This window comes from Siphonobacter aquaeclarae, from assembly GCF_900103285.1.
Taxonomy (GTDB): Bacteria; Bacteroidota; Bacteroidia; order Cytophagales; family Spirosomataceae; genus Siphonobacter; species Siphonobacter aquaeclarae.
The window spans coordinates 345,944-358,231 of sequence record NZ_FNGS01000001.1 but is presented as its reverse complement, the minus strand read 5'-3'; the positions used below and the strand labels follow the sequence as shown (position 1 = coordinate 358,231).

The window sequence follows — 12,288 nt, the reverse complement described above, 5'->3', positions numbered from 1 at the left end:
GCCAGGAGAAGACGTTCTCCTCTCTGGCTTTCATTTTTTCAGCATCGACCCCAGCCATTCCGCCAATTCTGCCGGCTCGGCAATGGACCAGGCATGCGGAAACCGCCGGCCGCGCCAGAAGCCTTTGTGTTGGGTGAGAATCAGCTTTGCCTGTTTGTTGCCTGCATCCTGCAGAAATTGTATGAAGCGGGTCGCAGACGCGGCATTGAGGTCTTCGTATTCAATAGCCCCGCAAAATTCTTTCTTCCAGAACGCGGTATCGGGTTCGGCATAAAGGCGAACAGGCGTTTGTGTCAGGACTTTGGCCCGACCGCCACCGGCGCGGGAGTAGGCGGAATACCGGGAGCAGGTGTCGGCCGAAGGAGAGCCTCCGAAGTACTTTCCCAGCATTTCAACCATCTGCTTTCCTTCCCGTATCAGTAAAGGGCAGGCGTTCATCTGTATTCGCCGCTGCCCCATTTCATAATAGGCAAGAAGGTCAGTGGGCGGATCAACGGCGAAAACCGCGTCAACCCGCTGACCGGACAGCAGACGATTCTCGGCCAGTGTCAGTGCGAGGTGGCCGCCGGACGAAAACCCGCCGATGAAGACAGCCAGAGAGTCTGTCAGCCCTTCTTGGTTCCGTATTGCCGCAGTAATATCTTCTATCGCTTTTTCCGCCTGCTGTTCCCAGAAAAGCCGGTTATTGATGCGGGGAACGACCGTGACAATCCCATACGAAACCATATTCCGGGCGATAGCTGCTTCGCCTTCCAGGTCTGACATACCCATTCCCGGAAAAAGAAGCAGCCAACCGCGGGGAGTAATGGTTGTTTGCCAGATGTAGTAGCCTGAGTTTTGCGAAGGACGACCCTTTTCCAGATATAGCTCCCTTGGAGCAGACAGGGGAACCTTCTTCCAACCGGATTGAGCGAAAGTCCCCGAATAAAAGCATAGGAACAGAAGTAGCAGCCGCATAGCATTTTGGTGCAAAAATGGAGCCGTGGCGGCGGCTGGTCGACTCAAATCCGGATTTGATTTACTTAATCCGGATATCGGTCAGAACATTTACGCCATTCACCCATGGTACGCCGCTGTTAGCTACCCGTACGGCGTAGCGTGCGTCATTTTTCAGAAGTGCTGTCCCGTCAGGCATCCACAAACCAAGGCGATAAGTTCCCGGCCGGAGTTTCGGTAATTTCCTGTTTCCGCTTGAAACGGTGTACACAACGGGATCATAAGAAAATGAATCCGACGGATTATAAGGCTGCCAACTGCCGGAATCCGCATCTGCCGGAATCGTCGCTACTATATTACCGGATGTGTCCAGCAGCACAAAATAGACTTTTCGCGGATTGTGAAGGGTTGAAAAACCTCTGTTAATCAATGTGACAGCCCAATTGCACATCGCGGAGGCGGGCAACTCGGCGGTATAGGTGAGTTCCTGCAGTTCCAGGCGATACCCCAGGTGATCCCGGATATATTCGAAAGCCGTCCGGGCAACTGCCTTTCCATTTGCATCCCGGAAATATCCGTCTGAAACCGGTAGCTGCCTGCTCCTTAAGGTTTCCTCTGTAAGAGGGAAAACGCGCCAGTACCGGATGTTAGTCGAATCGTTTTCGAGGTTATTGTGCGCGATACTGAACGTAGTGTAATGGTGATCGCGAAGCCTGATGATTCCGTTAATGACATCGAAATGTCGATTTAGAGACCATTCATCTACGCCTTTATAACTGTAAGGCATTTCTCCATCTATCAAATAGAAGGGCGACTGCCTCTGAACAGCATCGAAGGCAGGAGTGCCGCGGACGTAATCATTGCCTTTTGCGAACTTGTGTTCGTCTGCCGTAAAGAAGTCGTTGTGAAACCCGGTTCTACCTGCGAGGTTTGACGGAAGGTTGGTAAAATCTTTCCAATGCGGGATTCGCACCAATACCTGCCTGGACGGTGGAATAGCATTAAATAACGCCGTTAGTACAGCACGTGCTGTATCTGAACTGTTAATCATTGAAGTATGATGCCACTCTCCCCAAGCACCGATCAGCCCTGCTTCGAAGACGTGAATCACGCCTTCGTATTCCTCGAAAACAGGTCTTAGCTGCGCCATGTGACGCTCAATATCCGCCAGCGATACCCGGGTAAGATTCGGAGAATAATCATAACCCATGCGGAGTACTGCTTTGAAACCTCTCTGGTGAAAGCCTTCAAAAACAGATCGTATGTTTTGTATGCCTTTATCCGGAATTCGCTTACCTATAAATGCCGTCAGGTAGATGTACAGTTGAGAAATACATACGCTGTCTTTTTCCCCATACAGCTTCGTAACACCCAGCAAGGTACTGTCCACCCGGAAAGGATCAGCCCGATAAAGTACGGCTTCAGGAAGTGTTTTTTGTTTTCGGAAATAAGGCGCTTCCAGGTTATTCGCCATAAAAAAAACCTCATACCTGAATCCCCGTTCGGGATTTCGGAGCGGTTCCCTACTTTCGGAAGCCAGGATTCCTGAAAATTTCTTCTTTTCCTGAGATACCGCTACCAACGGAAGCGCTGCGGCTGCCAGGAAAAGTATTGCGGGAACAAGTCGTTTCATCACGTCGATCGGAGTTAGTCTACCGTAATAATACGGAAAGTCTACGACCGACGGATCGATTCCGAGAGAGCGGCCATTATTACGAGGCCCAATACAGCCACTGACGCATATGTCCGGACGCCGTTCCAGCGGTTCCACGGTTCCTCGAAGCGATCCCGGTACTCCCTCAGCTCAGTCGGCGAAGCGCCGGTCAGCCCGGTTTTGTCCAATTGGTCATTCAAAGGCACATTCTTCCGCATCGTGACGCCGAATACCCCGACGGCATAGAGTATCGTCGCAGCCAGCAACAGCCAGAACGGTATCGGATGCCCGCGAAACAGCCGGCACGACAGCGGCAACAGTATCAGCGTACCCATAAACGTTGCGAAGAAAGCCGGGTTGAGAATGGCCCGGTTAATCTGCTGCATCGTTGCCAGGTATGCCGTATCCGGTACCCGGTTCAATCCCGGTGATACGGCGCAGCTCCAGGCGTAAAACAGACCGGCTATCAATCCGCTGGCGAGGATGGTCAGACCGAGGACGAGGGTAGAAACGAGATTAGACATGCCGAAGGTAGCTTGAAAGTGTCCGACGCGGACGGTTTAACAAGGTTTGCAACGAATCAGAAACAGTCGAAAATTCCTGGTACCGGATACCGGTCAGCATCGACAGGAACCAGTCTGCCATTTCCTCAGGCATCATTCCTTCCGGAAGCGCGGCTTTCCATGCGTCCGCCGACAGATCCGTAAACCGGAACGGGCGTTGCCGGAGCGCAGTCAGCAGATCAGCAACGTCGGCAAACGTGAAGGCTTCTTCTCCGGTGATATTATAGGCCTGATTCTCATATCCACTGGAAACAAGTACCCGGGCCAGCGCCTCCGCAATATCCTCCCTTGAAACGAAACTCACCTTACCCCCGCCGACAGGCAAAAGAATCGTGCCTTCCTCCCATCCCGCCCCGATGAAGAGCGGAAGCGTTTCGAAATACATGCTGTTCCGGAAGAAGGTATACGTCATTCCGCTTTGCCGTATCTGGTCTTCCGTGCGCCGGCATTGTACTGCTGATTGAAAGTGCGCGTCGTATTCCGGATGCAGCGTACTGGTATAGACCATATGGCGGACGCCCTGGCGGCAAGCAGCCTCCACGACGTTCGATTCCTGTCGTTCCGCCTGCTCCCCGATATCCGACGCGGAAACCTGAAGGAGGTGGGTTACGCCCCGCAGCGCGTCGTCGAGTGAGCCGGGGTCGTTGTAATCAGCCTGGCGAATGATAAGCTCCGAAAGATCAGTGGTTTCGGCATCGAGCCGGGTACGAAGCCGCTCCGGATCACGGACAATGGCGACGACGGGCCGGCCGGTTGAAAGCAGGTGAAGAAGCGTGGCGTAGCCAAGGCCTCCGCTGGCGGCAGTTAAAGCGATCATGCTGATGCTGTTTTTTGTTCGGAGCAAAATTCAGCAGCGCATAACCGGCAAAATAGAACAAACCCGACACTACCGCCGGACGATGGGAAAATTTTCGACAACCTCTGCCGACCTCCGCCGAAACTCGTCCGGCGTCAGTCCGGAAAACTCCCGGAACGTCCGGATAAAATGAGACTGATCAGCATATTCCTGCTCATACCCGATGTCGGAGAGTTTATCGAACGACTGCTGCCGAAGCTGAACGAGGGCCGACTGAAACCGGCAGATACGGGAAAAGAGCTTAGGCGAAATGCCGATGTGCTCCTTGAATTTCCGTTCCAGCGTTCGTTCCGACAGACGCAACTCCTCCCGGACCTCTCGGAGAGACGCTCCCGCCCACTGCAACCGCTCCAGCGCCTGGTGCAGACCCGGATCGAGGGACGCTTCATGCCGGCGGATTTCCTGAAGCAGGTAGTCGGACAATACCTTCATCCAGTCCGCAGGAGCTGTCGCATGCTTCAGCTGCTCATGCAGGGCGCTGTCGTCCCGGTAGCGGCGAAGCGTCAGGTCCAGGCAGGAATCCGTCAGTTCGTCCGCCCGCAGGCCAAATATCGTCCGCAAAGCGTGCGGATAGAGGTAAACGCCGAATGTGCGAAACAACCCGGCCGACGTCAATTCGTTCAGCCGGGTTGTCTGACCATATAAAAACAGGCCGGGAAGCTTTTTCCCTTCCTGATCGAAAAACGAATCCGACTGAAAAATCAGACCCGGGCAGCCGTCGGGAATAGGCCGGAAGACGAATGTCTCCGGTTGATCGCTTTCGAGCATCCAGAAGTACCGGACGTACCCGCTTAGCGACGCAGGCGGCTGCCATTCCCTGTAGTGCATCGGTCAGGAGAGGTAGTCTTTAAAAAAGCGAAGCGTCCGCTCCCAGGCCGTTTTGGCTGCGGCTTCGTTGTAGCGTGTCGGCGCGGTATCGTTGTGAAAGGCGTGCTGGGCGCCTTCGTATACGTAGAGTTCATACTTGACGCCGGCGGCTTTGAGCGCGGCCTCATAATCGGGTATGCCTTTGTTGACCCCTTCGTCCAGTCCCCCGTAATGCAATTGAACCGCCGCTTTGATCTTCGGAACGTCAGCCGCTTCCGGTTGCCGGCCATAAAAAGCGACGGCCGCTTTCAGGTTGGGGGAATGAACCGCCAGCTGATTGGCCATCGCCCCGCCCCAGCAAAAGCCGACGCAGCCGGTTTTGCCGTTGCTGTTCGGCAACGTCGCCACATAGTCCACCGAATGGGTGAAATGTGTCAGGTTTTTGTCTTTTTCGAGTTTACCGATCAGGTTCCGCGCTTCATCTTCACTGGCCGGCGTACCGCCAAAGGGAGAAAGCGCGTCCGGTGCAAGCGCGATATAGCCGGCCTTCGCCACACGCCGGGCTACATCACGGATATGGGGATTCAGACCTCTGTTTTCGTGAATGACGACGACGGCGCCCTTTTTGCCGCCTTTTTTGGGTTCGACGAGATAGCCTTTCATGTCCATATCGCCGCCGGGATAGGTAATGTCCTTCGCCACCAGGTCGGGATCATCTTCCCGGATCGTCATCGCCGCCGCGTAGTTTACCTCCAGCAGGGGCAGAATAGCCGCTGCCGCCGCAGTACCTCCCGTCAGTTGCGACAAGCGCTTCAGAAATACTTCCCGACTGAGGGGTTTATGCGTGTATTCGTCAAACAGGTTAATAATGCGCTGATCCATAGTAGAGGTTTTGTTTACTGTTCGGTAAGCAAAGGAATACGGATGACGAAACAACCGTCCTCCGGCGCGGCTGATACCGGCCGGTCGGTCAGTAATCCATACCGGTTGATGATGTTCTGCAAGCCGACTCCTGTGGAATGTTCGGCGTCGGGCCGCAGCTGGATCGGATTCGAAACAACAAGGTAGTCATTTTCCGTTTTGATTGTGACAATCAGCGGATTACCTGCAGACATCCGGTTATGCTTCACCGCATTTTCTACCAGCAACTGAAGCGTAAGCGGCGCAATGAAGTACCGGCCGGCTTCTTCTTCGGAAACATCGATATGTACCTGCAGTTTTCCGTCAAACCGGATATTCAGCAAAAAGGTATAGGCCCGGATGAATTCCAGTTCCGTTTTCAGGTGAATACTGTCGTTATCCCGCTGTTCCAGGATATACCGGTAGGCCTTCGACAGCCGGCTGATAAACTGAACCGACAGCTGCGGGTCAATTTCCACCAATGACGACAGGATACTCAGGCTATTGAAGAGAAAGTGGGGATTTACCTGATTCTTCAGCGCCATAAACTGAGCTTTGACGCTTTCCTTTTCCAGTCGCTCGGCCCGTACTTCCAGTTCCTGCATTTTGTTGCTGGACCGGCGGTAGGCCGCCAGGTAAAAGGCTGACAGCATGGCCATTACCGTCAATCCGTTGTTCATGCGGCCCCGTAATACGCGGTTGTAATTCCGGAAATCAGCCGGCCAGTTTGGCGGTGGCGCTTTGGGCCGGTTGGGAAATTGCAGGAGGAAAAAGCTGTCCATCGACCGCAAAACCCAATGAAAGACGATATTGAAGGAAACCGCAAGAGCAATAGCCGCCCCGAGCGTCGCCAGTTGCACCGGAAATGACATTTCGGTGAGTACCTGGGCGTCGGTCGACCGCAACAGCCGCCTCCGCAGCCATTCCGCCAGGCTGATGAAGAAATAGAAAAAGAGAATGGTAAGCGGAACCTCGATCAGCCAGATAGCAATCCGGCCTGTCATGTACGCCCAACTCCAGGAGTCGAGGTTCACGTACAGGCGAATGGGCCAGTAAATGACAAACACGCTCAAGGCGAGTTGCCACTTTTGCCGGCTGGTAAACTGGTCGTTTAACGTCATAGGCGTTACGAAGTGTGTCGGCGGGTTCGGGGTTAAGCCGACAGGAACTCCCTGAAAGTAACCGCTTTCGTCCCGAAAAAAAAGACGACGTCACTGAATGCCTGCTTCCGGCCGACGAGCAGGTCGTTTTCGGCGCCGGATCAGGCCGGCGCGTGCTTCGTGAGCGTACGAGCGGCAAATAATATGCTGAAAACGGTCAGTACGGCTCCGGCGAGAAAGGGGGCTCCGGGGAAATAGATCGATGTCGTCGGCGCGGTGAAGTGCGCAAAGAGGTTGGTCATCAGCGGAGGACCTACTACCGACGTCAGGCTGATCAGACTTGTTAACGCTCCCTGCAACTCACCCTGCTCCGTCGGCGGTACCTGGTTGGAAATAATACCCTGAAGCGACGGCCCGGCGATCCCTCCGAGGGAATATGGCACGAGAAACGCGAACATCATCCAACCCTTATCGGCAAAGGCAAAGCAGATAAAACCAATTACATATAATCCCAGACCAACGTATACCGACCAGGTTTGTCCCAGTTTCGGAATAATAATCCGGGAAAGGCCGCCTTGTACTACACCCACAGCCAAACCCACAGCGGCAAGCGACAGGCCTACCCATTTTTCATCCCATCCGAAACGTTCCATCGTGAAAAACGTCCAGGTACTCTGCATCGCATGGCCGGCGATATAGATGCAAACCATCGAAGCGGTCAGGCTCAGAATAATCGGATAATTACGCAGGTGAAGCAGGGAACCTACGGGGTTGGCGCGCTTCCAGTCGAACGGCCGGCGGTTTTCAGGCGCCAGCGATTCCGGGAGAATAAAATAGCCGTACAGCGCGTTGGCCAGCGACAGGCCGGCAGCCACGAAAAACGGAACCCGCGGCCCGAATGATCCGAGAAAGCCGCCGATCGCCGGCCCGATGATGAACCCGGCGCCGAATGCAGCTCCCACCATCCCAAAATTCTGTGCGCGTTTTTCCGGTGGACTGACGTCGGCAATGTAGGCGCTCGCCGTTGTGAAACTCGCCCCTGTGATACCGGCAATGAGCCGGCCGGCAAAAAGCCAGACGATGGTTGGCGCAAGTCCCTGCAAAATGTAATCCAGCCCGAAGCCGAACAGGGAGGCCAGCAAAACCGGCCGACGGCCAAACCGGTCGCTCAATCCACCCAGCACCGGCGCGCAGAGAAACTGCATCGCGGCATAGGCAAACGTCAACCAGCCGCCGTAACGGGAGGCGTCGCTGAGGTTTCCGTGAATGAGCTGTTCGATCAGTTTCGGAAAGACCGGAATGACAATTCCAAGTCCCGTCACGTCAATGAGAAGCGTAATGAAAATGAATACCAGAGCAGCAGAACGCTTCGGCTGGGCCATACGAAAGTGGTTTGAAGCGCCAAAGCTACAAAACGAGCCTGCAAACGGCCAACCTCCTTCCCGCCTTTCTCAGGCCATGACCGAAATCATGTGCAGGCCGGCCTTTGCCAGTATCGGATCGCCGTCGACCGATATTCCTTCCCGGATATCCTCCGGCCGGATACTTTTTGAAAACAGCGGCCACGCGATTTCCGGCGCCAGCGTTATGCGGCAGGTGGGTTCGGCAGGCGCAACGGGAAGAAACTGCCATTTCCCGTCGCTCCGACCAATCGCCCAGCTATCCTCCGAAACCCGCATCTCGACTGTACTACCCTCATCCGCCAGCGTATCCCGGTAGGTATGCGGCAGCGCCTGCATGAAGATATCGATGAACGGCCGGAAGTACCTGGCTGACAGCAGCGTTACATCGCCGATGGCCGCACGTATCTGCTGCTGATGCAGCCATTTTTCCGTGTATTCACGGGCAATGTGGAAGCGGTTACTGCTTTCGTGCTCGCCTGCCCAGGCGACCGAAAACAGCGCTTTTTCATCCGGATCAAGGGATGCCAGGTAGGCGACATACGGCCGGCCCGTTTGACGGAGCAGCGTAACGAGCATTTTGGGACTGACCCGCTTCATCGCCCGTACCCAATCGGCATTGAGGCGGTTGAGAAAATCCACCAGGTCCTGATAGGATTGAATATCAGGTACTTCACCGAAATACTGATCCCGACCGAGCGACAGACCCCGGATATTTCCGTCGAGCAGGTGCGCGGCTACATCTTTTATTTTCCATTGACGGGCGACGGTCTGACGGTTCCAATCCTGGTCCGGTAATGTATCCAGCAGATCCAGCAGTCGTTCGTCCAGCTCCAGTAATAATTCCAGTATGTGCGAATGCGCGGTCATTTTCAGGGTATTAGCTGAACAACAATAATCTCATTTCCATACAGATCCCGGCAGTGAACAAAGCGCGCGCCGGGAGAGGATACCGGCTCGCCGAGCAGCGGTACGTTGAATTGGCGGAGGTTTTCGAGCAGCTCGTCAAAGGTCTCGGTATACACGACGAGGAAGGGCTGCCCGCCGGACTGACGGCCTACCAGCTGCCGCTGCTCTCCGGAAGTTGCCTGAAGCAGCCAGATACCAAAGGCATCATCAGGTGAAAAGCCGACGTGCAGGTAGCGCTGCCCCTCCGGCGTGGTTGAGTCGTGAAGGGCAAAGCAGCCGAATACGTCGCGGTAAAAGGCGAAGGCTTCGTCGTAGTCGTGAACCAGCAGGATCACGCGTCCAAGTCTGTTTTTCATGGGAAAGGATCGTGTCTGGATGCAAGATACCGCATTTCGATGAACCGGTTCATGCAGGCGGTGGAACGGTTCGGGAAGCCGGAAGCGCAGTTCACACCGGCGATGTCTTCGAAAAGGGGTCGAAATAAGTCCTTTGGGAAAATTTGACGCCATGAAAGTATCCTTCTGGATCACGATTCTTTTTCTCTGCGGGTTGACCGCCTGCCGCGACACTGCTGAAACCCATACTCCTGAACCGACCCGCGGTACCGTTCGCTCAAAAGGCGATTTCGCCGGAACGCCGGTACAAAAAACCATCGGGCCCGAGGGCGGCACCCTGTCTTCCCCGGATAACAGCCTTACGCTGACGATACCGGCGGGCGCAGTTGCCGCACCGGTTGCCTTTTCGATAACACCTGTTGTCAATACCCTTCCGGGCAGTCCCGGGAAATCATTCCGGCTCCTGCCCGAAGGCACATCTTTCAGCAAACCGGTACAGATCCGGTATACCTATGAGGCCGAGGCGCTGGATAGTACCTCCGCCGACGCGCTCTACCTTGCCTATCAGGGCGGCGACGGTATATGGCAATTTCTTCCGGATACCAAACTCGATGCCACCGCGCGAACGCTGACCGTTGAAACGACACACTTCAGCGACTGGGCTCCTTTTGCCGCTTTCTGGCTGGAAGGCGCAAACAAACGGATCAAGCCGGGGGCGACAGCGAAACTGACTATTATGTCGCCGTTTTTCATCGCCGATCTCACCGGAAAACAACAAGCGTTGGAAATCGCTGACGTCCGTCCGCTGGACAATGCGTCAAACATCCGTAACTGGAAGGCGACCTACGAAAAACTGGTCATTGAACCCGGAAATGTCAGCGCCACCTATACCGCGCCGGCACAGGTTCCGGCCACCGGCCTGACCGTCGGAATCAGTGTGGAAGTAACCAACTTCATTCCCAAAGGCTATCAGGAGCGCCCCGGAGCGACCGGGAAAGCTGTGTTGCTGGGTACGATTCTGGTCAACGGGGAGACGTATTTCAACGCGACGGTCGACGGGCAGCTTCTCAACGGTACGTTTGCCGGGTATACCTTTTCTGACGATGGCATTGTCTTCACCGGAAATATCGGAACCAATGAAAATGTCACGATCACGCTGTACGACCGCCCCGTGTCAGGCGACAAATCCTACACCTACTTCAGCGGCGGCGGAGACGACACCGAAGCGGGTAAGGCCGTTGCCGTCCTGGTCTGGGGAGCTAAAAAAGAAGGCTGGGTCAGCTACTACGGCGATTGCCGGGGCGACTACCATGCATCACCGGGTAAACTCATCATTGCCGGGGTCGAAACCAGCGGAGGCAAAACGTACATTTCGGGTCGGCTGGAAGGGGTTGTCTATCAGGAAAAACCAGGGAATCCCTGTCCGACTATCCTTCAGAAAACCCTGACAGTTGAATTCCGCATTCCCCAACTGGGATGAAACTACTGCTGGTATTGCTGGCGGCGGGGAGCGTCGCCAGTGCACAATCTGCCTGTACGCCGGAGTACCTGATGACGATCCGGACGCCGTGGGTGTATGCTAAAAAGATGGCAAAGGACGGTATTTCCGTCCGCCAACAGCAGCTAATCGCGCTGATCCGGCAGGCATATCCGCAGCCGGCAGGGCTGGAAGCACGTGCGGCGGCATGGCCACGGATTTCTGATGATCTGGAATACGGGGCGGATCCTGCGCGACGGTACGCAGTCTCAACGTCCTATTTCCACTACTGGTGTTTCAACGGAAAGCCTACATTATCTGTCGAAACAGGTACCTGGATCGAATGCTATGTCAATTCACTAACCGGTTTCATGGAGGCTGCCGGGCTGGAGCTACCCGGCGGAAAGCCCGTGTACTTCATGCCCTATCAGGTCGGTACGCTCAAAGGGCAGCCGCTTTACAGCATCCGGAAGGGCGGCGGCGACCGTCACCGGGAAGCCCTCCTGCTCGCGCCTCCGGGGAAATTTCCGTTGCGGCCTGTTTCGCGGGAGGAATTCGTCGGAATACTGCATGAAGTCGTGAAAAACGAGGTTTCGCAGTTCCACCAATACAACCGGCAACTGGAAGAAAGCCTTCAGGAAACCCTCCGGCAGGCCGACAAGCTCAGCTTCCAATCACCGGCCGAGCGAGAAAAATACAAGGAAGACGCCCGGGAGAGTATCCGGTCCGGGTTCAGAAGCCGGGAAAAGACTGTCCGCACCTATGAAGCTTCTCTCCGGAAGATCGATTCCCTGCTGCACCGCATGCCTGCTGAAGAGCGGCACGAACAGGCAGTAGTCGACAACCCTACCGGCATGCTTCTCCAAAGCCGGGGGCAGAGTACGTTCGAGGAACAGGCGCGGAATGGTCGCCGGCTGGTAACCTACGACGAGCGGCAGATCAGCCGGTCACTCCCGCCGGAGGCAATCCGTTTCCTGCAGGTACGGCTCCGGTACGAAGACAGCGCCGATATGATCGCCAAACGCCGCATGATCCGGGAATGGACTGCCCATATTGATGTGGCGGGGTTGCGGGAGATGGTGGGAAAGTGAGAGATCAGTTTTCGGTTTGCAGTTTTTTGTTTTCAGTTGGGTGTACGTTGTTAGGGGAGGTAGTGGAAATTGAGAAAGTTATTTTCAGTTAGCGTATTCGAGTGACGGAGTTTTTTGCGGGTATTCCCGTTTTTGAGTTAAGGATTAGAAAGGAAACAAGGAGGGATATTCTCTCCTTCTTTTTTGCCCTGCATTCCCAACCGGCATTTCAAGCCACTTTTCTTTCTCCCCCAACTACCGCAGAAACCTCCCCAATTACC

At 55.0% G+C, this 12,288-nt stretch carries 12 protein-coding genes; 2 read left to right on the top strand and 10 right to left on the bottom strand.

Annotated features, from left to right (window positions below):
* Positions 1–30: 30 nt before the first annotated feature.
* The 10 genes from BLR09_RS01395 to BLR09_RS25410 all read right to left on the bottom strand — a co-directional run bounded on the left by BLR09_RS01395 (position 31) and on the right by BLR09_RS25410 (position 9,481).
* Positions 31–957: an alpha/beta hydrolase gene (locus BLR09_RS01395; RefSeq protein ID WP_218126565.1), complete on the bottom strand. Its 927-nt coding sequence runs from the start codon at positions 955–957 to the stop codon at positions 31–33.
* Positions 958–1,018: 61 nt separating this feature from the next.
* Positions 1,019–2,569, bottom strand: a complete 1,551-nt coding sequence (locus BLR09_RS01390) for a DUF4874 domain-containing protein (RefSeq protein WP_093196751.1) — start codon at positions 2,567–2,569, stop codon at positions 1,019–1,021.
* A gap of 41 nt (positions 2,570–2,610) precedes the next feature.
* Positions 2,611–3,114, bottom strand: a complete 504-nt coding sequence (locus BLR09_RS01385) for an anthrone oxygenase family protein (RefSeq protein WP_093196749.1) — start codon at positions 3,112–3,114, stop codon at positions 2,611–2,613.
* Positions 3,107–3,970, bottom strand: coding sequence for an SDR family oxidoreductase (locus tag BLR09_RS01380; RefSeq protein WP_143010982.1), 864 nt, complete (start codon positions 3,968–3,970; stop codon positions 3,107–3,109). The genes BLR09_RS01385 and BLR09_RS01380 overlap by 8 nt, the downstream gene beginning before the upstream one ends.
* 69 nt (positions 3,971–4,039) lie before the next feature.
* Positions 4,040–4,837: a helix-turn-helix domain-containing protein gene (locus BLR09_RS01375; protein ID WP_093196746.1), complete on the bottom strand. Its 798-nt coding sequence runs from the start codon at positions 4,835–4,837 to the stop codon at positions 4,040–4,042.
* 3 nt (positions 4,838–4,840) lie between these two features.
* On the bottom strand, positions 4,841–5,698 hold the full coding sequence (locus BLR09_RS01370; protein ID WP_093196744.1) for a dienelactone hydrolase family protein: 858 nt from the start codon (positions 5,696–5,698) through the stop codon (positions 4,841–4,843).
* A 14-nt stretch (positions 5,699–5,712) separates the two neighbouring features.
* The gene (locus BLR09_RS01365) at positions 5,713–6,837 is read right to left on the bottom strand and encodes a sensor histidine kinase (protein ID WP_093196742.1); all 1,125 of its coding nucleotides are present in this window, start codon (positions 6,835–6,837) and stop codon (positions 5,713–5,715) included.
* A gap of 140 nt (positions 6,838–6,977) precedes the next feature.
* Positions 6,978–8,198 carry a TCR/Tet family MFS transporter gene (locus BLR09_RS01360; RefSeq protein ID WP_093196740.1) on the bottom strand — a complete coding sequence of 407 codons (1,221 nt, stop codon included), beginning with the start codon at positions 8,196–8,198 and terminating at the stop codon, positions 6,978–6,980.
* A 69-nt stretch (positions 8,199–8,267) separates the two neighbouring features.
* Positions 8,268–9,086, bottom strand: a complete 819-nt coding sequence (locus BLR09_RS01355) for a maleylpyruvate isomerase family mycothiol-dependent enzyme (RefSeq protein WP_093196738.1) — start codon at positions 9,084–9,086, stop codon at positions 8,268–8,270.
* Between the two features lie 2 nt (positions 9,087–9,088).
* A complete protein-coding gene (locus BLR09_RS25410; protein WP_176785402.1) occupies positions 9,089–9,481 on the bottom strand; it encodes a VOC family protein in 393 nt (130 codons plus the stop codon).
* A 151-nt stretch (positions 9,482–9,632) separates the two neighbouring features.
* Between BLR09_RS25410 and BLR09_RS01345 the strand changes: the two genes are divergently transcribed.
* A complete protein-coding gene (locus BLR09_RS01345) occupies positions 9,633–10,940 on the top strand; it encodes a hypothetical protein (protein ID WP_176785401.1) in 1,308 nt (435 codons plus the stop codon).
* Entirely contained in the window at positions 10,937–12,028 is a 1,092-nt protein-coding gene (locus BLR09_RS01340; RefSeq protein WP_093196732.1) for a hypothetical protein, read from the top strand. Before BLR09_RS01345 ends, BLR09_RS01340 begins: the two co-directional genes overlap by 4 nt.
* The last annotated feature ends 260 nt before the right edge of the window (positions 12,029–12,288 follow it).

Excerpts from the sequence above, each read along its gene's own strand:
- BLR09_RS01395 (WP_218126565.1), bottom strand. The coding sequence starts at position 957 with ATGCGGCTGCTACTTCTGTTCCTATGCTTTTATTCGGGGACTTTCGCT.
- BLR09_RS01390 (WP_093196751.1), bottom strand. The coding sequence starts at position 2,569 with ATGAAACGACTTGTTCCCGCAATACTTTTCCTGGCAGCCGCAGCGCTT.
- BLR09_RS01385 (WP_093196749.1), bottom strand. The coding sequence starts at position 3,114 with ATGTCTAATCTCGTTTCTACCCTCGTCCTCGGTCTGACCATCCTCGCC.
- BLR09_RS01380 (WP_143010982.1), bottom strand. The coding sequence starts at position 3,970 with ATGATCGCTTTAACTGCCGCCAGCGGAGGCCTTGGCTACGCCACGCTT.
- BLR09_RS01375 (WP_093196746.1), bottom strand. The coding sequence starts at position 4,837 with ATGCACTACAGGGAATGGCAGCCGCCTGCGTCGCTAAGCGGGTACGTC.
- BLR09_RS01370 (WP_093196744.1), bottom strand. The coding sequence starts at position 5,698 with ATGGATCAGCGCATTATTAACCTGTTTGACGAATACACGCATAAACCC.
- BLR09_RS01365 (WP_093196742.1), bottom strand. The coding sequence starts at position 6,837 with ATGACGTTAAACGACCAGTTTACCAGCCGGCAAAAGTGGCAACTCGCC.
- BLR09_RS01360 (WP_093196740.1), bottom strand. The coding sequence starts at position 8,198 with ATGGCCCAGCCGAAGCGTTCTGCTGCTCTGGTATTCATTTTCATTACG.
- BLR09_RS01355 (WP_093196738.1), bottom strand. The coding sequence starts at position 9,086 with ATGACCGCGCATTCGCACATACTGGAATTATTACTGGAGCTGGACGAA.
- BLR09_RS25410 (WP_176785402.1), bottom strand. The coding sequence starts at position 9,481 with ATGAAAAACAGACTTGGACGCGTGATCCTGCTGGTTCACGACTACGAC.
- BLR09_RS01345 (WP_176785401.1), top strand. The coding sequence starts at position 9,633 with ATGAAAGTATCCTTCTGGATCACGATTCTTTTTCTCTGCGGGTTGACC.
- BLR09_RS01340 (WP_093196732.1), top strand. The coding sequence starts at position 10,937 with ATGAAACTACTGCTGGTATTGCTGGCGGCGGGGAGCGTCGCCAGTGCA.